At 67.7% G+C, this 19,377-nt stretch carries 20 protein-coding genes; 2 read left to right on the top strand and 18 right to left on the bottom strand.

The features are described from left to right. Positions 1 to 62 precede the first annotated feature (62 nt). From N4G42_RS00680 to N4G42_RS00670, 3 genes are all read right to left on the bottom strand, one after another. Positions 63 to 1,454 carry a hypothetical protein gene (locus tag N4G42_RS00680; protein ID WP_260665779.1) on the bottom strand — a complete coding sequence of 464 codons (1,392 nt, stop codon included), beginning with the start codon at positions 1,452 to 1,454 and terminating at the stop codon, positions 63 to 65. A gap of 176 nt (positions 1,455 to 1,630) precedes the next feature. Next, positions 1,631 to 2,143, bottom strand: a complete 513-nt coding sequence (locus N4G42_RS00675; protein WP_260665778.1) for a DUF1993 family protein — start codon at positions 2,141 to 2,143, stop codon at positions 1,631 to 1,633. A gap of 144 nt (positions 2,144 to 2,287) precedes the next feature. Continuing rightward, positions 2,288 to 3,565: an MFS transporter gene (locus N4G42_RS00670; protein ID WP_260665777.1), complete on the bottom strand. Its 1,278-nt coding sequence runs from the start codon at positions 3,563 to 3,565 to the stop codon at positions 2,288 to 2,290. A gap of 65 nt (positions 3,566 to 3,630) precedes the next feature. Here N4G42_RS00670 and N4G42_RS00665 point away from each other — a divergent pair, with 65 nt between their 5' ends. Next, complete coding sequence (locus N4G42_RS00665; protein ID WP_260665776.1) at positions 3,631 to 4,578, top strand: helix-turn-helix domain-containing protein; 948 nt, start codon at positions 3,631 to 3,633, stop codon at positions 4,576 to 4,578. A 239-nt stretch (positions 4,579 to 4,817) separates the two neighbouring features. Continuing rightward, positions 4,818 to 5,453, top strand: coding sequence for a flavin reductase family protein (locus N4G42_RS00660; protein WP_260665775.1), 636 nt, complete (start codon positions 4,818 to 4,820; stop codon positions 5,451 to 5,453). An 11-nt stretch (positions 5,454 to 5,464) separates the two neighbouring features. Here the strand turns inward: N4G42_RS00660 and N4G42_RS00655 are convergent, their stop codons facing one another. From N4G42_RS00655 to mnmG, 15 genes are all read right to left on the bottom strand, one after another. Then, a complete protein-coding gene (locus N4G42_RS00655; RefSeq protein WP_260665774.1) occupies positions 5,465 to 6,550 on the bottom strand; it encodes an alpha/beta fold hydrolase in 1,086 nt (361 codons plus the stop codon). 6 nt (positions 6,551 to 6,556) lie between these two features. Continuing rightward, positions 6,557 to 7,519: a hypothetical protein gene (locus N4G42_RS00650; RefSeq protein ID WP_056056992.1), complete on the bottom strand. Its 963-nt coding sequence runs from the start codon at positions 7,517 to 7,519 to the stop codon at positions 6,557 to 6,559. A 20-nt stretch (positions 7,520 to 7,539) separates the two neighbouring features. Then, positions 7,540 to 8,157 carry a penicillin-binding protein activator LpoB gene (gene lpoB / locus N4G42_RS00645; protein WP_056742439.1) on the bottom strand — a complete coding sequence of 206 codons (618 nt, stop codon included), beginning with the start codon at positions 8,155 to 8,157 and terminating at the stop codon, positions 7,540 to 7,542. Between the two features lie 42 nt (positions 8,158 to 8,199). Further along, a complete protein-coding gene (locus N4G42_RS00640; protein WP_056056988.1) occupies positions 8,200 to 8,607 on the bottom strand; it encodes a YcfL family protein in 408 nt (135 codons plus the stop codon). A 35-nt stretch (positions 8,608 to 8,642) separates the two neighbouring features. Then, on the bottom strand, positions 8,643 to 10,181 hold the full coding sequence (locus N4G42_RS00635) for a COG3014 family protein (protein WP_260665773.1): 1,539 nt from the start codon (positions 10,179 to 10,181) through the stop codon (positions 8,643 to 8,645). Positions 10,182 to 10,514: 333 nt separating this feature from the next. Then, a complete protein-coding gene (locus N4G42_RS00630; protein WP_056056984.1) occupies positions 10,515 to 11,258 on the bottom strand; it encodes a class I SAM-dependent methyltransferase in 744 nt (247 codons plus the stop codon). Between the two features lie 12 nt (positions 11,259 to 11,270). Beyond that, positions 11,271 to 12,626: a hypothetical protein gene (locus N4G42_RS00625; RefSeq protein ID WP_260665771.1), complete on the bottom strand. Its 1,356-nt coding sequence runs from the start codon at positions 12,624 to 12,626 to the stop codon at positions 11,271 to 11,273. A 237-nt stretch (positions 12,627 to 12,863) separates the two neighbouring features. Further along, positions 12,864 to 13,781 (bottom strand): ParB/RepB/Spo0J family partition protein, encoded by a 918-nt coding sequence (locus tag N4G42_RS00620; protein ID WP_099731631.1) that lies wholly within the window; start codon positions 13,779 to 13,781, stop codon positions 12,864 to 12,866. Positions 13,782 to 13,823: 42 nt separating this feature from the next. After that, a complete protein-coding gene (locus tag N4G42_RS00615) occupies positions 13,824 to 14,120 on the bottom strand; it encodes a cupin domain-containing protein (protein ID WP_056056978.1) in 297 nt (98 codons plus the stop codon). A 25-nt stretch (positions 14,121 to 14,145) separates the two neighbouring features. Further along, entirely contained in the window at positions 14,146 to 14,421 is a 276-nt protein-coding gene (locus N4G42_RS00610; RefSeq protein WP_146870385.1) for a hypothetical protein, read from the bottom strand. Then, complete coding sequence (locus tag N4G42_RS00605; protein ID WP_260665770.1) at positions 14,418 to 14,960, bottom strand: alpha/beta hydrolase; 543 nt, start codon at positions 14,958 to 14,960, stop codon at positions 14,418 to 14,420. The genes N4G42_RS00610 and N4G42_RS00605 overlap by 4 nt, the downstream gene beginning before the upstream one ends. Positions 14,961 to 14,994: 34 nt before the next feature. Further along, a complete protein-coding gene (locus N4G42_RS00600) occupies positions 14,995 to 15,807 on the bottom strand; it encodes a ParA family protein (RefSeq protein WP_056742454.1) in 813 nt (270 codons plus the stop codon). 24 nt (positions 15,808 to 15,831) lie between these two features. Further along, positions 15,832 to 16,446: a LysE family transporter gene (locus N4G42_RS00595; RefSeq protein ID WP_260665769.1), complete on the bottom strand. Its 615-nt coding sequence runs from the start codon at positions 16,444 to 16,446 to the stop codon at positions 15,832 to 15,834. 118 nt (positions 16,447 to 16,564) lie between these two features. Beyond that, positions 16,565 to 17,242 (bottom strand): 16S rRNA (guanine(527)-N(7))-methyltransferase RsmG, encoded by a 678-nt coding sequence (gene rsmG / locus N4G42_RS00590; RefSeq protein WP_260665768.1) that lies wholly within the window; start codon positions 17,240 to 17,242, stop codon positions 16,565 to 16,567. Next, positions 17,239 to 19,224, bottom strand: coding sequence for a tRNA uridine-5-carboxymethylaminomethyl(34) synthesis enzyme MnmG (gene mnmG, locus N4G42_RS00585; RefSeq protein WP_260665767.1), 1,986 nt, complete (start codon positions 19,222 to 19,224; stop codon positions 17,239 to 17,241). The genes rsmG and mnmG overlap by 4 nt, the downstream gene beginning before the upstream one ends. Positions 19,225 to 19,377: the final 153 nt, after the last annotated feature.

Raw genomic sequence — 19,377 nt, 5'->3', positions numbered from 1 at the left:
AAAAAGGCCCCGCTCTGCGGGGCCTTTTTTATGGCGCGGCGGGAACCGCAAGAGAAAACAATCTACGGCCGCTCGCGATCGGCCACGCGGGTGTTCAGCGCCGCCGGCACATAGCCAGGCAGGAAGGCGCAGCCCTTGCCGAACGTGGCCTCCATGCCTGCGCACTGCTGCGCAATGCCCTCGGGCGTGGGCTTGTCGCCCGCGTCCACCCAGCGCAGCAGCGCGGTCATGAGCGTGGGGTAGGTGGGGTCGCTCAGGTAGCTGTGGGTGTTGTGCTGGGTGAAGGTCTGCACCAGGCGCGCCGCGCTGCCGCCTTGCGCCATGGTAGCCCGGAAGGCGGCGTCCAGCTCGACAAAGGCCGTGGGGTCGTCCACGCCCTTGACGGTGAGCACGGGCACGGGGATGCGGCCCGTCAGGTCGGTGTCCTGCGCAAAGCGGGCCACGGCGGCAGGGTCTGCACGGTAGCGCAGCACGGCGGCGTTCAGCGCGGCATCGTCGGGCGAACCTCGGTATTGCACACCCCGGTTGCCAAACGGACTGGCGCCGCCCGTGCGGTGCTGCACAACGTCGCGGAAGTGGAAGGTGGCCCAGTTCAAGTGGCCCTGGATGGAGCTGGCCGGGATGCGGACCACATCCACGATGGTTTTGACTTTGCGCTGCTGCTCAGGCGTGCGCTCGGCCACAGGCTTGTTCAGCGCCAGGCATTCGTTCACGCGTGCGGCCAGGTCCGCCTGGGTCATCGCCGCATCGGCAGGCAGGCCGATGTTCAGCGGGTACTGCACCTCGGTGGGCCGGGGGTGGTTGTTGCACAGGTACTGGTAGACCACGCGCAGGTCGGTGCGAAAGTCGTAAGAGCGCGTCCCGCCCGCCAGCACGCCGCTGGTGAGCAGCACGGCGTCGTAGGGGCGCTTGCCATCGGCCGTGGTCTGGAACATCTCGGCCCCCTTGGCCGCCACGCTGGCGCCCCAGGACTGGCCGTGCAGGATAGTGCGCTGCGGCTGGGCGACGTGGCGCACGAAAATCTGGCGCAGCCGCTCGGTGTCCTCGGCCGCGGCACGCACCTCCACACCGCCCTGGCGGAAGGTGCTGCCCGCCCAGGCGTACCCCGCGCGGACCATGATGGCCCAGCGCTCCAGGTCCTCCACCGACCGCTCCATCTTCGGCGCGCCCAGCGCCGGGCCGCCGTGGGCGTGCAGCACCAAGTGACCGTTCCACTGCCGAGGCACCGCCACCAGGTAATACGCACCGGCCGAGTCCTTGCCCGACAGGCAGCGGGCGATGGGCGCCAGGTCCTTGGGGCACGGGGTGGCCGTGGGCGCGGCCTCGGCCGTGGCACTCACCGGCGCCGAAGCTGGTGGTTGTGTGGGCACCGGCGCGCAGGCAGAAAGCAGGCAGGTCACGCCGGCCAGCGCCAGGGCTGGCAGGGTGCGTGGTGTGGCACGGGGGGTAGGCATGGGTCGGGTCTCCGTTGTCTTTTTTGTCCGCGCTGGCGTCGTGTTAGATACTACAAGTTTGATAGCACCTCAGGCATGATTCACTAGCGCTACGGGCCATTTTGACCCATATCTGCATGCTTGAACCCACACGGCAGCACCCGGGGCACCTTGGCGCCCCGGGACAGGGCTCAGGGTCAGAACTTGCCCATGTAGTCGCGCTTGCCCAGTTCCACGCCGTTGTGGCGGGCGATGGCGTAGGTCGCGTTCACGTGGAAGAAGAACTGGGGCAGGCCGTAGTGCAGCAGGTAGTGTTCGCCCACAAACTGCTTTTCGCGCGGCGTGCCGGGCTGGATGGTGATCTGGCGCGTGGCGGCCTCGGCAAACGCGCCCTGCGGCAGGCCTTCGATGAACGCCAGCACCGTGCGGATGCGCTCGGTCAGGTCGGAAAAACCGGGGCGCTCGGCGTCGGGCAGCGAAGGCACCTCCACACCGGCCAGGCGCGCGGCAACGCCCTTGGCAAAGTCGCAGGCGATCAGCACCTGGCGGGCCATGGGAAACATGTCGGGGAACAGGCGGGCCTGCAGCAATGCGTCCGGCTCGATCTTGCGGGCAGCGGCATGGGCCTCGGTCTTGGCCAGGATGTCCTGGAGCGAGCCCAGCATCTGGCGAAAGACAGGGATGCTGGCGTTGTACATGGGGTTCGTCATGGGCGGTGTCCTGGAAGTGCGTTGAAAACAAAGGGCGCCGTTGCGGACCCTGCCAAACAGGGCCCCGGCGCCACCGACCGCGATTGCAACACAGGCCCGCGCGGCGTGCTGGGCGCCGTACAGAGCCCCCGCCCCGTGGACCCTTCAGGCCGCTGCAGGCACGGGCCGTGCCGCCCGCGCTGCCACGCCCACCCCCACGAGCGCGGCCGACACCACGCTCAGGCCCAGCGTCACGGCCGAGCCGTAGAAGATGCCCGCCGTCATGCCGTGGTCCAGCATGGCGCCAAACACCGGTGCCGCCAGGCAAAAGCCCAGGTCCAGCCCCGAGTACACCGTGCCATACACGCGGCCCGTGGCACCGGGGGGCGCGGCGCGCTTGATCAGCATGTCGCGCGAGGGGCCCGCCAGGCCCGTGCCCAGCCCTGCCACCGAGGCCACCATCAGCGCCGCCATGCCGGGCAGCAGCCCCGAGGCCACCACCACCAGCAGCGCGGCCGAGCCCAGCAGGCACACGGAGATGATCTTCTCCAGCCGCTGCACACGCCCCACCAGGAAGCCGCCCACCAGCATGCCCGCCGCGCCACACAGCATGTAGCCCGTGACCACCATGGCCGTCACGCTCAGCGGCAGGCCGTACATGGACTGCAGCGCCGGGCTGGCAAAGCTCTGGATGGCGCTGAGTGCGCAGGTGCTCCAGAAGAAGAACGAGAAACACAGCCACACCGAAGGCAGCCTGAGGAAGGCCATGGGGTGCTCGGGCTTCGCCGCCGCCGCGCCGCCCTTGGCCTGGTGCGCCCAGGCGCCCTGGCGGTCGTCAATGGCATCGCGGTTCCACACCATGATGGCCAGCACCGTGAGGGCCAGCAGCGCGCCGCACAGGCAGGCCGTGCGCCACGAGCCCGTGGCGGTAGCAATGCCCGCCATGAACACCGGCGCCGTCGCCCAGCCTAGGTTGCCGCTGATGCCGTGCACCGAGAAGCCATGCCCCAGGCGCTGGGGCGACACGCGCTTGTTGAGGATGGTGAAGTCCACCGGGTGGAACGGCGCATTGCCCAGCCCGGCCAAAGCCGCCGCGAGCAGCAGGCCCGTGTAGCCCTGCGCCGTGCCCGCCGCCAGCCCCGCCGCGGCAAAGCTCGACAGCGCAAAAAACATCACCGGCCGCGCGCCCACACGGTCCACCAGGAAACCCGACAGCGCCTGGCCCACGCCCGAGATCACGAAGAACACCGACACCAGCAGGCCCAGCTCGGAATAGCTGAAGCCGAACTCCCCGATCAGCCACGGAAACAGCGGCGGCAGCAGCATGTGAAAGAAGTGCGAGCTGCCGTGGGCCAGACCGATCAGGCCGATGGTGCGGGCGTCCTGCCGCAGGGGGACGGGGTTGGCAGTGGTGGCGGTAGCGCCAGAGGTGGAAGCAGTCATGGGTTGAATCTTAGGCAGCATGCCCTCGGCAGGTTTACGATAGACGGCCAATTTCTATCGCAAACATGCCAAACCCACCCACCAGGCCCCCCACCCCTACCGAACCGGTGGTGGAACACTTCGCCGCCGAGGTCGTGCCTCGCGCCCAGGCCGGCAAGTCGCGCGGGATGTCGTACGTGGACTCGCTCACGCCCGAGCTGTTTGTGCCCACCGCCGCCCGCCCGGTGCGCGCCAAGCTGCGCTGGCTGGCCGCCGACACGCAGGTGATGCCCCACAGCCACCCCTGGGCGCAGGTGGCGATCTCCACCACGGGCGTGATCCGGCTCACGGTGAACCACGGCACCTACATCGTGCCGCCCTCGCGCGCGCTGTGGATTCCGCCCGGTGTGGAACATGCCGTGACCATGGTGGAAGACGCCGACCTGCGCACGCTGTACTTTCACCAGCCCCGGGGGCGCTGCGGCCCCGGCGTGCCGCGCGACCAGGAAGACGCATGGCGCCAGTGCCGCGTGCTGGAGGTGTCCGACCTGCTGCGCGCCCTGGTGCGCGAGATGCCCACCGCACCCGACGGCGGCGCCGCGATCAGCCCCGCCGACCTGCGACGCGAGCAGCACCTGAGCGCCCTGGTGCGCGACGAACTGGCCCGTGCCGCCGCCGTGAAGCTGGGCGTGGACCTGCCGCAGGACAAGCGCCTGCGCCACCTGTGCGAGGCCGTGCTGGCCGACCCCACGCGCCACGACACCCTGGCCGACTGGGCGCAGGACACGGGCGCCAGCCCCCGCACCGTGGCACGCCTGTTCCGCTCCGAACTGGGCAGCACCTTCACCCAATGGCGCCAGCAGGTGATCCTGGCCAAGGCCGTGTCGCTGGCCGCCGGCCGCATGCCCATGGGCCAGATCGCCGCCGAGCTGGGCTACAGCGCCAGCGCCTTCAGCGCCATGGTGCGCAAGTCGGTGGGGCAGCCGCCGGGGCGGTTTCTGGGGCAGCAGCAGCCGGCGGCCGCGGTCCCGTAGCCCCGTGCGGTGCGTGCAGCCGAAGCTGCCGGGCGTTACGGCATGACCATGCCTTACGGGGCCTTGGCCAGGGTGTACGGGAGCTCGGTGAGCCCTATCTGCCTGCTATTGCCCCTGTGCGCTAGAACCATATGCCCAGGCAGCTATGAAAAAGTGAGCATGCAGATACCCCGATGACTGCAGCGCGCCGCGTCTGCCGCTAAGGTGTCCGCTTGTTCGCTCCGACCCTGCCGAGCCCCATGACCACTCCACAGCCCCCACACACCTTCCACAGCTACGAACCCCGCCTGGGCCACGGCCTGCCGCACGACCCGTTCAACGCCATCGTGGGGCCCCGCCCCATCGGCTGGATCTCCACGCAAAGCGCCACGGGAGCGACCAACCTCGCGCCCTACAGCTTCTTCAACGCCTTCAACTACGTGCCCCCCATCGTGGGCTTTGCCAGCATTGGCTACAAGGACACCGTACGCAACGTGCAGGCCACGGGCGAGTTTGTGTGGAACCTCGCCACCCGCGACCTGGCCGAGGTGATGAACCAGAGCTGCGCCGCCGTGCCACCTGAAGTGAGCGAGTTCAACCTGACCGGTCTGACCCCCCTGCCCTCCACGCGCGTGCGCCCCCCGCGCGTGGCCGAAAGCCCGGTCACCTTTGAATGCCGCAGCACGCAGATCCTGCAGCTGCAGCGGGAGGACGGGGCCCAGGTGGATACCTGGCTGGTGCTGGGCGAGGTGGTGGCCGTGCACATCGATCAGGCGCTGCTGAAGGACGGCGTGTACGACACCGCGAACGCGGGGCACATCCTGCGCGGCGGCGGGCCGGCGGACTATTTCACCGTGGGGCCGGAGCAACTGTTCAGGATGTATCGGCCCCGTTGAGTTCCAGGCGCTCAGCGCTGCAGCGGGGCGCACAGCCCGCCCTGGGGGGCGCGTGCCCATTGTTCCAGCCAGGCCCAGACGCGCTGCACGCCATCTGCCGGGTGCTCGCCGTCTGCCACCCGCTGTTGCAGACCATGGTCTGCCCCCGGGAGTCGGCGTACGCACCAACCGGCAGGTGAACGCGGCGCCGCCCGTTTCGCAAACCGTTCGTAGGCCTGCGCAGGCACCAGCACATCTTCAGCCCCCCACACCTGTAACACTGGCCAGGGGCTGTCGATGAGCGGCTGCGCCACTGGCCAGTGCCACAGGTCGCGCCAATAACCCAGGCTGCGCCCTTGCACTACCACGCTGTCGTGGGGGGCCCCTGCCACGAGCTGCCCCAGCGCGGTCCAGTCGCCCTCTGCACCCATGCGGCGGGCTTGCAGTGCCCCTGCCTCCTGGGGGTCCAGGCCGCTGGCCCCAATGAGCACCAGACCAGCCAGATGCGGCACCTCAGGGGCCAGCGCGGGCAGCAGCTCAGCCCCTTCAGAGATACCCACGAGCAGCTGCGGCACGGCGGGCTGGCCCTGGCGCTGCAGTGCATCTGCAAGCAGCGCCGCGCGCGCCTGGGCGAACCAGGTGGAGTGGCGGTCTTGCAGCACAAATGGGTGGGGGCAGTCGGCGGGCTTTGTCTGTGACTGGGGATCGACCCCGGGCTTGTGCAGCACCAGCACCTGCGCGTGCAGCAGGCCGGCAAAGTAACGGTCCGCGATGGGACCCATGCCCGCGCAGCCCGAGCCAGGGATGACGATCACGCGGTAACGCAGCGGCGCGGTGCGCTCCGCGCGCTGCAGGGTCTGGAGCACGGCGCCGCTCGCACCCGGCAAGGCCCGCTGGAGGAACCCAGCGCCTGGCGGGGGGCCCTGTTCTATGGCGGGCATCGCAGGGTTCGGCTGTGCTGCACTCGCACTCCCATGTGCGTGTGGGGCCACGCAACCAGCCAGCGTCAAGGTCAGGGCGGCAGACGCAAAAAAGGCCAGCGCAGGGCTGGCCTTGGGCAGGGCAGGCACCGCACGGGCCGGGGCCCGCGAGGGCTGCGGGTGCACGGTGGGGCGCACGGCGGTTTACTTGAGGATCAGCACCTGCTCAGGCTGCTGCGGTTGCGGCACGGGCATGGGCTGGCCGCCTTGCTGGTACACCACCGGTGGGCGCACACCGCGCGCCAGGTTGGCGTCGGTGTAGCCCAGTTGCACCGCGAGCTGCTGGTACACGTCCTGCGCCAGCGACAGCGAGGTTTCGCGCATCACCTTGGCCCGGTTGGGGGGCGCAATGTCGCCGCGGATCGACAGGATCTTGGTGTCGTTGCCTTCGCCCTGGGCGGAGAACGCGGCCTTGATCTCGTAGGTCTTGGTGTTGATGAGCGAGAAGTCGGCCAGCAGCTGCAGGCCGTACTGGCGCGTGGCGCTGGTGGTGCCCTGCAGGGGCGAGAGCGCGTCGGTGAACTCGATGCTGGAGACCACGCCGAACAGCACGTAGTCGGCGCCGTTGAACTCGCCCTTCTTGATGCGGGTGATCACGTCATTGACCTGGGGCTGTGCCTGGGGCGTGGCCATCTTGCCGCCCTGCACTTGGTTGAGCACCTGCTCGGCCTTGCTGGGCTGGGGCTTGCCCGCGTCAAAGCCCTTGCCCTGCACCAGACGGAAGTACGTGCCCTGCAGGATGGCGCCCTTGATGTCGTTGGTGTAGCCGCCCAGCTCGCGCTGCTCGATGTAGCTGTAGCGCCCGGCCACATAGGTGCCGCTGGCCTGCTCGGACGCCTGCATGGACTGCTGGCCGGAGTACGAGCCCCCGCCGCCGTACATGCCATGGCTGTGGCTGCCGCCCTGGCTGCCCTGGGCGCTCATCTGGCTGCTGCGCTGGTAGGTGCCGGCCATGAAGTATTCGGACACGCGCTGGGCATAGGCCAGGTCGGTCACGGCGATCTTGGGCGCGGCGCCGGGCTGCTGCGCCTGCGCGCCCGTGCCCCAGGCCAGCGTAGTGGCCGCGATCACGGCCAGGGCCGTGTGGAGGGTGATTCTGCGTTGCATGGTGTTCTCCTTGGGGCAGATCAGCGCTTGCTGGTCTTCCGGATTTCCTTTTCGTCCTGCCACTCGATCGTGCCTTCCTGCACATCAAACAGCTTCAGCGTGAACTTGTAGTACACGTCCTTGGTGCTGTTGTTCTGCTTGACGATGCTGGTCAGCTCGCCTTCCATGCTGTACTTGGCGGCGGTCATCTGACCGACCTTGGCGGTGGTGCCCTGCTTGTACAGGCCGCTCTGGTTCTGGCGCTGCAGCTCGTCCACACCGGCCTGCATCTCGTTGATGGAGCGCACAAAACGCACCTTGCCGGACTTGACCAGCGCGGTCTGGATGGAGTTCATCACGTTGGTGGTGTCGATGTACTCGCTGGTCTTGTTCTTCACGGTGGAGATCGTCACCGTGGGGCGGCCCTGGAAGATGCCGGTTTCGAGCAAACCACCGGTCATCTTCTCGGCAATCATCTGCAGGTCGGTGGAACCGAACTCGTTGGTCACCAGCTCGACGGCCTTGGCGTCGCCGTAGTTGACCTGGCGGTCAAAACGCACGGTGGGGGACGACAGGTTCTGGCAGGCCGACAAGGCCAGGGTGCTGGCCGCAAAGGCCAGGATCAGCGCGCTGCGCTGGATGCGGTTCTTGGTGTTCATGTTGGTTTACTCCTCACTCAAACAGGGATTGGCGCGGCGCGATCAGCGCGGCTCCACATTCATTTCCAGGCGCAGGTCCACGGCAGCGCTGGTGGGCGCCACGCTCTTGACGGTCTGCTGGCCCAGGCCCAGCACGCTCATCTGCTTCCAGGACTCGCCATCGCCCACCTGGTTGCCCACGTTGTCCAGCCACTTGAAGCGGTAGAACACGGTGCGGTCGGTGCGGCCCATGTTGGCCATGTCGGCCTGCACCACCAGGATGTCGTTCTTGCGCACGATGCGCATCTCGCGCACGGCGATGCTGTTGGCCTCGCCTCGCAGCGCCACCTTGGCCGCCACGGCCAGCGGCGTGGCGGGGTCGTGCAACTGGGCGCTGGCGTTGCCAGCCAGGGTCATCAGGGCCGCGCACAGCACTGCAGGGATCGCGGCGGGGACAAAACGGGTTCTCATGCCAGAGGCTCCTTGAATGGGGTCAGAAACAGGGGTCAGTTCTTAGCAGCCGCCGCGGGCTGGGCGGCCGTGGGCTTGACGGTGGACGAGGGCACGGTGCGGGCGCGGTTGTTGTTGGTGGTGCGCACCGGGGCTGCGGGTGCCGCTGCTGCGGCGGGAGCCGGCTGGGGTGCGGCCGCCACCTTGGGCAGCTGGCCCAGCATGGCCACGTCGCCGATCAGCACGCTGTTGTCGTACATGCGCAGGGGCACCAGAGCGTACTGGCCGTCGATCTTGATCGGCTGAGGCAACTGGCGGCCATTGATGGTGACGGTGTGCTCGCCCGGGGGCAGGTAGCCACGGGCCACATACACGCGGCCGGGCAGCATGCGCCACAGGCGGTCGTCGGCCTGCTCGGTGGCCACCGAGGCGGCGGCACCGATGATGCCGCCGATCAGACCGCCACGCTTTTGCAGCTCGTTCTGCAGCACGCCCTTGGCCACGGCGCGGGTGAAACCACGCAGCACCATGCCCGGCATTTCGTCCTTGAGGGCACGGCGAGCCATCACGTTCACGTCCACCACTTTTTCGAGCTTGAGGTCGGTACCAGCGGCCGACACCACCGTCAGGGGCGCGTCCTTGGAAGGCTCGATCACAGGGTATGAAATGCTGGCGGTGACCAGGCCACGGCCGGTGGGCACGGGGATGGTGAAGGCCTTGGGCTTGCGCGCGGGGGCGTCGCCGGCTTCGACGATGAAGAGCACGTCGGTCATGCGCTGGCGGCGCTTCCAGGTGAAGCCGGTGCGGTTGTCCAGGCCGCGCAGGCCTTCCTCCAGCACGGGGGTGTCGGGCTTGAGCTCGATGGCCTTGCGGTAGCCGGGCGCGGCCAGGCCGGGCTCGTTGAGCATTTCGTACAGGAAGCCGGCCAGGTAGTGGCTCAGCGCGTTGGAGTAGCCGTTCTTGAGCGCCAGCACCTCGGGGTCGTTGAGGGTCTCGACGGGGTAGCCATTCAGCTCCTTGCCACCCGATGTGGCGCCCTTGGACTTGGCTTCCTCTTCAGCGGCCAGGGTTTCCTTGGCACGGAACTCGGCAATGATGGCTTCGCGCTCATGGGTGCGCTTGATGTCCACGCGGGCGTTTTCAAAATCACCCACGGCCATGCGGTTGAGCGCCAAGCGCGTGGTCAGCCATACCTTTTCGTAATCCTGGCCTTCGTAGACCTTCAGGCGCTCGCTCACCAGGGCGGCGCCCACGGTGCCCATCAGCTTGGAGGGGTTGGTCTTGGCGGTTTCTTCCCATTCCTTGACCTTGTTGTCGGCCAGCAGGAAGGCGTTGGTGCTGTCGGGATAGCGGCGGTCCATGCGCAGCAGCTCGCCGCGCTCCATGTTGAAGAGCAGCGCCGTTTTTTCTTCTTCGGTCTTGGCCGTGCTTTCCAGGCTGGCCAGCGCGGCGGGGATGCCGCCACTGCGCCCGGCGGTCTGCATGTCGGTGGCCAGCTTGTCATGGCTCTGCATGGTGGCGCAGCCGGTGAGGGCCGCGCTCAGTGCCAGGGCCCATAGCAGGCGCGGACGGAAACGGGGTGGGTGGGCGGTCATGGATGCTCCTTGCAGATCGGTCGGTTGCTCACCAGAAACACCCCGCGCTTACCACGCGCAGCCGTGCAACAGCCCCGCCAGAGGGAGGGTGCTGTGAATACGGCGTGCGTGGTGGAAGTCCGGTCAAGGCGGGTGCTGGCAGCCCGTGCGCCCCCTCCCGGCGCTGATACGTGCTGTGTGCGGCCCCCTCTGGCTGTGAGTTTCTTGGTTGTTGTGTATGGGGTTGTAGCCAGCCGCGGAATGTAGCAAAAGCTTGTATCTTTTCTGTAACCGTGTGGGGCCGGTGACACAGACGGACACAGGGACCGGCACAGTGGGAGCATGGTGTGCATGTCATCCCTCCTGCTGCTGGCGCGGCATGCGGTACAGCCACACCACCCGCCCGCCGGGCGCACGCAGCTGGACGCTGGGTAGCCAGCCGGGCACCGCGAACTCCAGGCTCACCAGCCACGCGCCAGGCGCCAGCTCGGCCTGGGCCTTGGCGGCCGCGCGAGCCATGCTCTCGGGCCGCTGGAACAGGTACACCATCTGGTAGGCGCTCCAGTCGGCCTTCCACATATCGGCACGCTGTACCCGGGCCCAGGGGCAGCGCAGGGCGCACAGCAGGCGCAGCGGCCAGCTCCACTCCAGCCCGTCGAGCTGGGCGGCCGGGTAGGCATGGCGCAGGGCCTTGAGGCCATCGCCCAGGCCACAGCCTGCGTCGAGCACCCGCGCACCCAAAGGCAGCGGGGCCTGCACGGCCAGAGACTGCAGCGCATGGCGCGGCGTGGGGAACAGGGGCGCATCGCGCCACGCATTGAGTGGGTAGACCAGCAGCAACAGCGACAGCGGCACCAGCCACGCCCAGGTAGGCAGGCTGGCCGCCCCGAGCAGCGCCAGCGACAACGGGAACCCTGCGGCAATCAGCCCGCGCCGCCACCAGCTGTCGCCCAGCACACTGGCAGCCGTGCCCAGCAGGCAGGCCACCAGCAAGGCGGCCACCGGGGGCACCGCGCGCTGCAGCGCCACAAAGATCAGCCACGCGCACGCCCACGCCGCCAGTGCGGGCAGGGGCCAGGGCATGCGCAGGGCGAGCATGGTTCTCCGTTCTCAGCGGCCAAAAATGCCGCGCAGCAGATTGACGGGGTTGACCACGTTGCCCGCGTCCGTGCCGCCGTCGCCTGCCGGCGGCTGGCCTGCGGGTGCACCGCCCATGCCGCTGGAGTAAGCGCCTGTGCCGCCCGACGGTGCACCGGGTGCCGTGCCCATGCCACCACGGCGCCCCTGCATCTCTTCACCCAGCATGGCCATGGTGTGCGACTTCACGCGCACGCGCACCGACCATTCAGGCTCCCACGCAGCTTTGGGGTCGGCCGGGCGGGGTGGGTACACAATGTGGCTCTCGCCACCGTAGGCCATCATGCGCAACATGGGCGTGGCATCGCGCCCGCCACCCGCAAAGATGCCCTGCGGAATGGCGCATTGGGTGGTCTCGGGCTGCAGCAGCACGCGCTCCTTGAGCCAGCGGTCGATGGTGGCGGGCGAGAGGTAGTCGAACAGGCCCATGCCGGTGTCCGGCGTCTCGGCGCTGGACCACATGATGAGATCGTCCCCGCTCTGTGACATGGCATGCAGGTAGTAGGCACGCGCGTTGCGCACGGGCTGCCAGCTGGTACCCATGCTGTCCTGCGGCTTGCCGGTGGTGCGCAGGTCGATGGCGGGCATCAGGTCCTGCGCCGCGCCCAGGGTAAATTTCATGGAGGCAGGCACGCCGTCGCCACGCACCTGGTGCTCGCCCACCACCGAGCTGTCCCGCGACAGGCTGACCTGGTTGCGTTCGTTGGGGTACAGCGCATAGGCCGGACCCACGCGCGGGCCCCGGTCCGGCACGGCGCGGCCCGCGAAGGCCTGGGCGTAGTCGGAGGGCTTGGCACGTGCCAGATCGATCACGCGGGGCTGGCCCGCACGCACCGCGCTACCGCAGCCCCAGTACAGCAGGATGCGGCCCTTGGGCTGCTGTTGCTGGTACTCACGCGGCACTTCGCCCGGCTCGGTCTGCGTTGGCTGGGCACGCGGCGGGATCAGCGGCAGGGACTCGCCCATGCGCATGCCGGGCGGGATGGACTGGCTCGCCTCGACGCCGGGGCGCAGGCTGTTGTGCAAAGCGATATCCATGACGCGCGGCGGCATGATGGACATGGCGCGGGCGTTGCCATACGACGTGTTGCTGCCGCCCCCCATGCCCGGCGCAGCGCCGCCGCCCATGCCCCCCATGAGGCCGCCGAGCATGCCGCCACCACCGGGCAGGCTGTCCATCTCGGGCATGCCGGCCATGGTGCCGGTGGACAGGTCCATCCACAGCTGCACCTTGGGAGCCTTGGTGTTTTGGGCCTGGGCGCCCAGGCTGGCAATGCACAGGCCAGCGGCCAGGCAGGCGGGGGTCAGGTAGCGCAAAGGGGTTGTCATCAGGTCTGCTCCAGGAGATACATGGATCACCCGGCAAACCATCATGGGCCGCAAAGCAGCGTCGTCGCCGCCCTGTGAAGAGGCCTTGCGGTCAACCCGGGTGTGTTGAACGCAGCGCAGTGTAGGCCCCGCAAGGACGCATTTTGCCCCTGCAAGTTACTTGTGGAAACCGTTTGTGTGCGCTATTTCACGCCATCTTGCGCGGCAACAACCCCGCGCCCCGGAGCGATGAGAGGGTCAGCCGCGCAGGCGGTCGATCAGCCCGTTGAGCGCCTCCAGCGACCCGAACTGGATCGCCAGCTCGCCCATGTCCTCCACCCGGCCGTTGCGCTTGACGCGTTTCTTGACGCGCACTTCGACCTCGGCCATGAGCAGGTCCGACAGTTCTTCTTCCACGCGCTTGAGGTCGCGCGACTTTTCCTTCTGGGGCTTTTGCGGCACCAGGCTGAACTCGGCACCGATCTTCTTGACCAGGGCCTCGGCCTCGCGCACCGACAGCTTCTTGGCCGCGATCTGGTTGCCGGCCGTGATCTGCGCGGCGCGGTCCAGCGACAGCAGCGCACGCGCATGGCCCATGTCGATGTCGCCCGCCATCAGCATGGTCTGCACGGGCTCGGCCAGATTCAACAGGCGCAGCAGGTTGCTGGCGGCGCTGCGCGAGCGGCCCACGGCCTGGGCAGCCAGCTCGTGCGTCAGGCCAAACTCCTTGACCAGGCGCTGCAGACCCTGGGCTTCTTCCAGCGGGTTGAGGTCTTCGCGCTGGATGTTTTCGATGAGCGCCATGGCGGCGGCCGACTCGTCCGGTACATCGCGCACCAGCACCGGCACCTCGGCCAGGCCCGCCAGGCGGGAGGCCCGAAAACGCCGCTCGCCCGCAATGATTTCGTACTTACCTGCGTGTTCACCCCCCGCGAGGCGCCGCACCAGGATAGGCTGCATGACGCCCTGGACCTTGATGGACTCGGCCAGCTCGTACAGCGCGCCCTCGTCCATGCGCGTGCGCGGCTGGTACACACCCGGCACCAGCTCGGAGAGCGGCAGGCTGCTGGGCAGGCCCGCTTCGGCGGCCTGGGCCTGCTCCACTTTGTCTTCGACCTTGGGGCCCAGCAGGGCTTCCAGGCCTCGGCCGAGGCCCTTGGGTTTTTTGGTGACCATGAAATGCGTCTCGCGAAAGGAAAAAGGGAAAGGGGGGAAGAATCAGCGGTCGATGATGACCAGCGTGCCGTGGCTGCCGGGCGCCACGGCGTGGGGCACGCCAGCGGGCACGATGAACACCTCGCCCGCGTTCACCTCGGTGACCTGCCCTTGCAGGGCGAGGCGCATGCAGCCGTCCAGCACCAACAGGGCTTCATCAAAGTCGTGCGATTCGTCGGGATAGGCAGCGTCGTCCATGCGCAGCACCTTGACGTTGGCGCCCGCAGCCTGGCCCACCACCGTGGAGTTCCAGGCGCGGGGCAGTTGGTCGGCAATGGCGGGCAGGCTGATCTTGGTCATGGGTCGGCAACAAGGGTTCAAAACATCAACGCGCAGAGCGGCTCGCCACGCGGCGCCGCTTGCGACTGCGCCACAGGCGCAGCCACACACCGAACCCGATGGCCAGCAGCACCAGGGCCAGCATGAACTGCCCCAGCGCGCCCACCACCACCGCCCCGCTGGGCAGCAGCCAGGCCAACACCACTTGCAGCGCATCGAGCGGCCAGTAGAGCGCCGCAGGACGCTGCACCATCGTGGGTAATTGGCTCTGTGCAGCACCCGCCGTATCCGGGCGCTTGCGCCAAAAGGCCCAGCGGTTCATGCCGGGGTGGCGAGCTGCATCAGCCAGCCGCGCCCCTCATCCCAGTCGCCCAGCCCGGATTCGGCATTGATATGCCCGCGCTCGCCATAGTCCACACACCGCGCACCCCAGGCCTGGGCCAGACCTTCGGCGCGCTCGAAGCTGCAGTACGGGTCGTTGCGGCTGCCCACCAGCACGGCCGGAAACGGCAGCGGCTGGCGCGCAATGGGCGCCCAGCCGTGGATCTGCGCAGCCAGGTCGGGCCGCTCCACATCGCCCGGCGCCACCAGCAGCGCGCCGCGCACCTTGGCCGCGTGGCGGGTGTGCGCCGCCCACCAGGCGGTGAGGATGCAACCGAGGCTGTGCGCCGCCAGCAGCACGGGGCCATCCGCATCGGCCACGGTTTCTTCCAGGCGCGCAGACCAGTCGCCGCGCAGCGGGCGCATCCAGTCGTGCTGCTCCACGCGCTGGTAGCCGTGCGCGGCCTCCCAGCGGCTTTGCCAGTGGTCGGGGCCAGAGTTCTGCCAGCCAGGCAGCAGCAGGATGTTGGAGGCCTTCATTACTATCAAATTAATAGCTGCTACCGCATACTCTTCAAGCGCCTGCGGCCATTTTGGCCATGGAAGAGGCTGCAGGAGGCATGGTTTGCACGCGCTCGACCATCTCCTGCGCAAACTCCACAAAGGCCTGGCTGCCCTTGGCGGCCGGGTCAAACACCACGCCGGGCAGGCCATAGCTGGGCGCCTCGGCCAGGCGCACGTTGCGCGGAATCACGCTGTTGAACACCTTGTCGCCAAAGTGGCCCTTGAGCTGGTCGCTCACCTGCTGCTGCAGCGTGATGCGCGGGTCGAACATCACGCGCAGCAGGCCGATGATCTGCAGGTCGGCATTGAGGTTGGCGTGCACCTGCTTGATGGTGTTGACCAGGTCGGTCAGGCCTTCCAGCGCGAAGTACTCGCACTGCATGGGCACGATCACGCCGTGGGCGCTGCACAGGCCGTTGAGGGTGAGCATCGACAGCGACGGAGGGCAGTCGATCAGCACGAAGTCGTAGTCACCATCGGCCTCCGCCAGCGCGGATTTGAGGCGCTTTTCGCGGTGCTCCAGCGCCACCAGTTCCACCTCGGCCCCGGCCAGTTCGCGGTTGGCGCCCAGCACCCAGTAGCCACATTTGTCCGACAGCACGGCCGCCTCTTTCACCGAGGCGGATTCGAGCAGCACGTCGTACACCGTGAGGTCCAGACTGCGCTTGTCCACCCCCGAGCCCATGGTGGCGTTGCCCTGCGGGTCCAGGTCCACCATCAGCACGCGCTGGCCGATCTTGGCCAGGCCAGCGGCGAGGTTGACGGTGGTGGTGGTCTTGCCCACCCCACCCTTTTGATTGGCAACGCAAAAGATCTTGGCCATGTGGGTGCTGCAGTTCGTGTGGTGTTATTTGGAGATGGCCAGCTTGATGCCAAAGCCGATCAGGAAGACGCCTGCCACTTTCTCTAGCACGCGGCCGATGCGCGGGTTGGCGCGCATGCGCTCGGCCAGGTGGTGCGTGAGCAGCACGGCGACCAAGCCATAGAGAAACGTCAACGCGGCCACCGTGGCCGCCATCACGCCAAAGGTCAGCATGCCCTGGTGGCGCGCAGGATCGACGAAAAGCGGAAAGAACGCCATGTAGAAAACGATGGCCTTGGGGTTGAGCAAGGTGATCAGCCCGGCCTGCTTGAAATAGTGGCGTGGCTCGATGTTCAGGATGGGCTGGGCGCCCGGCTTGGCCGTGACCATCTTGAAACCCAGCCACGCCAGATAGGCGGCCCCCAGCCACTGCACCGCGTGGAAGGCGGTGGGGTAGGTGGCGAGCAACGCAGCCACACCGGCCACTGCCGCCCACATCAGCACCTGGTCACCCGCAATCACGCCCATGGTGGCAGCCAAACCACCCCGGATGCCGCCCTTGCTGGTGGAGGTGATGAGCGCCAGATTTCCAGGGCCTGGGATGAGCAGAAACAACACGATGGCGGCGACAAAGGCGCCGTAGTCTGCGATGCCGAACATGGTTTCTCCTGGTGCGCGGGGAGGGTGCGGTGCAAAGATGCACCCGGGTGAGCAGCCGAGTTTACGCGAGCCCCCTGCTTCGGCTGCCGAAAAGTCGGCAGCCCGGTGGTCCGGGTGATCAGGCGGGCTTCATCCAGACGATGCAACGCTCGGCATCCAGGCCCGGCACCGCGAGCTGTTCCACGTGAAACACCGCCACATCTGCAGGCAGCGCGGCAATTTCGTCCTCCGGGTGTTTGCCCTTCATGGCCAGCCACACCCCGTGGGGCGCGGCCAGTGCGCTGCGCGACCAGGTCACAAAGTCCGGCAACGAGGCAAACGCGCGGCAGCTGATGAGGTCAAAGGGCGTGGTCAGCGTCTCGACCCGCGCATGCACGCCGTGCAGGTTGCGCAGCTTGAGCGCCACCGCTGCCTGCTGGATGAACGCGGCCTTCTTGCCCACGGTGTCCACGCAGCTCACATCCACGTCGGAGCAGCAGATGGCAAACACCACACCGGGCAGGCCACCGCCCGACCCGACATCCAGCAGCTTCACCGCCGCCACCCCACCCTGCTGCAGGCCCGCTACATGCCGCCGCAGCGGCGCCACGGCGGCCAGGCTGTCCAGCAGGTGGTGCGTCAACATCTCCTGCGGGTCGCGCACGGCCGTCAGGTTGTAGACCTTGTTCCACTTCTGCAGCAGCGCCAGAAAATCCATCAACAGGGAGACCTGTGCGTCGCTCAGGCCCAGCGCCAGCGCATCGGCCCCGGCTTGCAGTTGCTGGCGCAGGCTGTCGTTGCTCACGGTCATCGTCATGCTGCCACTTCGCCTTCTGCCTTGGTGGGCGTTGCCGGTGCCACGGCAAACTCCTTGAATCCGCCCTTCTTCAGATGCACCATCAGCAGCGAAATCGACGCAGGTGTGATGCCCGTGATGCGCGAGGCATGGCCCAACGTCTCCGGACGGTGGCGGTTCAGAACCTGTCGGGCCTCGATGCTCAGTGCCGTCACCTGCATGTAGTCCAGGTCGGGCGGCAGGCGCAGCTTCTCGAAGTGCGCAGCGCGCTCCACCTCACCCTTCTGGCGGTCGATATAGCCCGCGTACTTGGCCGCAATCTCCACCTGCTCCAGCACCGGGGCGCTCAGGTCGCCCAGGGTTTCACGTGAAACATCGGCCGATGCGTACTTGCCACCGTCCATCGATACCAGGTTGGCGTAGCTCACGTCGGGGCGGCGCAGCAGTTCGAACAGGTTGTACTCGTGCTCAATGCTCTTGCCCAGCACGCGCTCCGATTCCGCCGCTGGCAGGTTGCGGGGGTTCACCCAGGTGGCTTTCAGGCGCTCTGTTTCACGTGAAACCGCATCACGTTTGCGACTGAACGCATCCCAGCGTGTGTCATCCACCAGGCCCATCTGGCGCCCCACTTCCGTCAGGCGCATGTCCGCGTTGTCTTCGCGCAGCTGCAGGCGGAACTCGGCGCGGCTGGTGAACATGCGGTAAGGCTCGGTCACACCCTTGGTGATGAGGTCATCCACCAGCACGCCCAGGTAGGCCTCGTCCCGGCCAGGCAGCCAGGGCGCATCGCCTCGGCACTGCAATGCGGCGTTGATGCCGGCGAACAGGCCCTGGGCCGCCGCCTCTTCATAGCCGGTGGTGCCGTTGATCTGCCCGGCAAAGAACAGGCCCTGGATTTGCCGCGTCTCGAAGCTGCTCTTGAGCGAGCGGGGGTCGAAGTAGTCGTACTCGATGGCATATCCGGGGCGCAAGATGTGCGCGTTCTCCAGCCCCGGCATGCTGCGCACCAGGTCGTACTGGATGTCGAACGGCAGGCTGGTGCTGATGCCGTTGGGGTAGTACTCGTGCGTGGTCAGGCCTTCGGGCTCCAGAAAGATCTGGTGGCTGTCCTTGTCCGCAAAGCGGTTGATCTTGTCTTCCACACTCGGGCAGTAGCGCGGGCCCACGCCCTCGATCTTGCCGGTGAACATGGGGCTGCGGTCGAAGCCGCTGCGGATGATCTCGTGCGTGCGCTCGTTGGTGTGGGTGATCCAGCAGGGCACCTGCTGGGGGTGCATTTGTGCATTGCCCATGAAGCTGAACACAGGCACCGTGCCCTCGTTTACGCCGCCGGGCATGCCGTCTCCGGGCTGTTCGGTGCACTTCGAGAAGTCGATGCTGCGCCCGTCGATACGGGGCGGCGTGCCGGTCTTGAGGCGCCCTTGCGGCAGCTTCAGCTCCTTGAGGCGCGCCGACAGCGACACCGCAGGCGGGTCCCCTGCCCGGCCCGCCGCGTAGTTGTTCAGGCCCACATGGATCTTGCCGTCCAGAAAGGTGCCCGCCGTGAGCACCACGGTGCGGCTGCGGAAGCGGATGCCCACCTGCGTCACGGCGCCCACCACGCGGTCGCCTTCCACCATCAGGTCGTCCACCGCCTGCTGGAACAGCCACAGGTTGGGCTGGTTCTCCAGCATGCGGCGGATGGCGGCCTTGTACAAAATGCGATCGGCCTGGGCGCGCGTGGCCCGCACGGCCGGGCCCTTGGAGCTATTGAGGATGCGGAACTGGATGCCGCCCTCGTCCGTGGCCAGCGCCATGGCCCCGCCCAGCGCATCCACCTCTTTCACTAGGTGGCCCTTGCCGATGCCCCCAATGCTGGGGTTGCAACTCATCTGCCCCAGAGTCTCGATGTTGTGGGTCAGCAGCAGCGTTTTGCTGCCCATACGGGCAGCGGCCAGCGCGGCCTCGGTGCCTGCATGGCCACCGCCGACAACGATCACATCAAATTCCTGGGGGTACAACATGGGGGTGCTCCGGGGCCCGGAGGGCCCGACATTCAAAACCGCCCGCCCTCCTGCGACGGCCCAACGAGGGCGGGTCGCAGGAAGGCGGGATGCATCATTCACCAGCCCATCGGGGCGGCAAGGGTGCAAGGGGAAACCCACGATTTTCCCACC

The sequence above is a fragment of the Acidovorax sp. K2F genome, assembly GCF_025246485.1.
GTDB classification, from domain to species: domain Bacteria; phylum Pseudomonadota; class Gammaproteobacteria; order Burkholderiales; family Burkholderiaceae_C; genus Acidovorax; species Acidovorax delafieldii.
Note: the sequence above shows the minus strand (reverse complement) of the source record. Positions and strands in the feature narration are given on the sequence as shown.

What these genes read in the sequence shown, in the direction of transcription:
- N4G42_RS00625 (WP_260665771.1), bottom strand. Translation starts at nt 12,626, where the DNA reads ATGACAACCCCTTTGCGCTACCTGACCCCCGCCTGCCTGGCCGCTGGC.
- N4G42_RS00680 (WP_260665779.1), bottom strand. Translation starts at nt 1,454, where the DNA reads ATGCCTACCCCCCGTGCCACACCACGCACCCTGCCAGCCCTGGCGCTG.
- N4G42_RS00630 (WP_056056984.1), bottom strand. Translation starts at nt 11,258, where the DNA reads ATGCTCGCCCTGCGCATGCCCTGGCCCCTGCCCGCACTGGCGGCGTGG.
- N4G42_RS00620 (WP_099731631.1), bottom strand. Translation starts at nt 13,781, where the DNA reads ATGGTCACCAAAAAACCCAAGGGCCTCGGCCGAGGCCTGGAAGCCCTG.
- N4G42_RS00640 (WP_056056988.1), bottom strand. Translation starts at nt 8,607, where the DNA reads ATGAGAACCCGTTTTGTCCCCGCCGCGATCCCTGCAGTGCTGTGCGCG.
- N4G42_RS00635 (WP_260665773.1), bottom strand. Translation starts at nt 10,181, where the DNA reads ATGACCGCCCACCCACCCCGTTTCCGTCCGCGCCTGCTATGGGCCCTG.
- rsmG (WP_260665768.1), bottom strand. Translation starts at nt 17,242, where the DNA reads ATGACGATGACCGTGAGCAACGACAGCCTGCGCCAGCAACTGCAAGCC.
- mnmG (WP_260665767.1), bottom strand. Translation starts at nt 19,224, where the DNA reads ATGTTGTACCCCCAGGAATTTGATGTGATCGTTGTCGGCGGTGGCCAT.
- N4G42_RS00670 (WP_260665777.1), bottom strand. Translation starts at nt 3,565, where the DNA reads ATGACTGCTTCCACCTCTGGCGCTACCGCCACCACTGCCAACCCCGTC.
- N4G42_RS00610 (WP_146870385.1), bottom strand. Translation starts at nt 14,421, where the DNA reads ATGAACCGCTGGGCCTTTTGGCGCAAGCGCCCGGATACGGCGGGTGCT.
- N4G42_RS00600 (WP_056742454.1), bottom strand. Translation starts at nt 15,807, where the DNA reads ATGGCCAAGATCTTTTGCGTTGCCAATCAAAAGGGTGGGGTGGGCAAG.
- N4G42_RS00615 (WP_056056978.1), bottom strand. Translation starts at nt 14,120, where the DNA reads ATGACCAAGATCAGCCTGCCCGCCATTGCCGACCAACTGCCCCGCGCC.
- N4G42_RS00675 (WP_260665778.1), bottom strand. Translation starts at nt 2,143, where the DNA reads ATGACGAACCCCATGTACAACGCCAGCATCCCTGTCTTTCGCCAGATG.
- N4G42_RS00650 (WP_056056992.1), bottom strand. Translation starts at nt 7,519, where the DNA reads ATGCAACGCAGAATCACCCTCCACACGGCCCTGGCCGTGATCGCGGCC.
- N4G42_RS00665 (WP_260665776.1), top strand. Translation starts at nt 3,631, where the DNA reads ATGCCAAACCCACCCACCAGGCCCCCCACCCCTACCGAACCGGTGGTG.
- lpoB (WP_056742439.1), bottom strand. Translation starts at nt 8,157, where the DNA reads ATGAACACCAAGAACCGCATCCAGCGCAGCGCGCTGATCCTGGCCTTT.
- N4G42_RS00660 (WP_260665775.1), top strand. Translation starts at nt 4,818, where the DNA reads ATGACCACTCCACAGCCCCCACACACCTTCCACAGCTACGAACCCCGC.
- N4G42_RS00595 (WP_260665769.1), bottom strand. Translation starts at nt 16,446, where the DNA reads ATGTTCGGCATCGCAGACTACGGCGCCTTTGTCGCCGCCATCGTGTTG.
- N4G42_RS00605 (WP_260665770.1), bottom strand. Translation starts at nt 14,960, where the DNA reads ATGAAGGCCTCCAACATCCTGCTGCTGCCTGGCTGGCAGAACTCTGGC.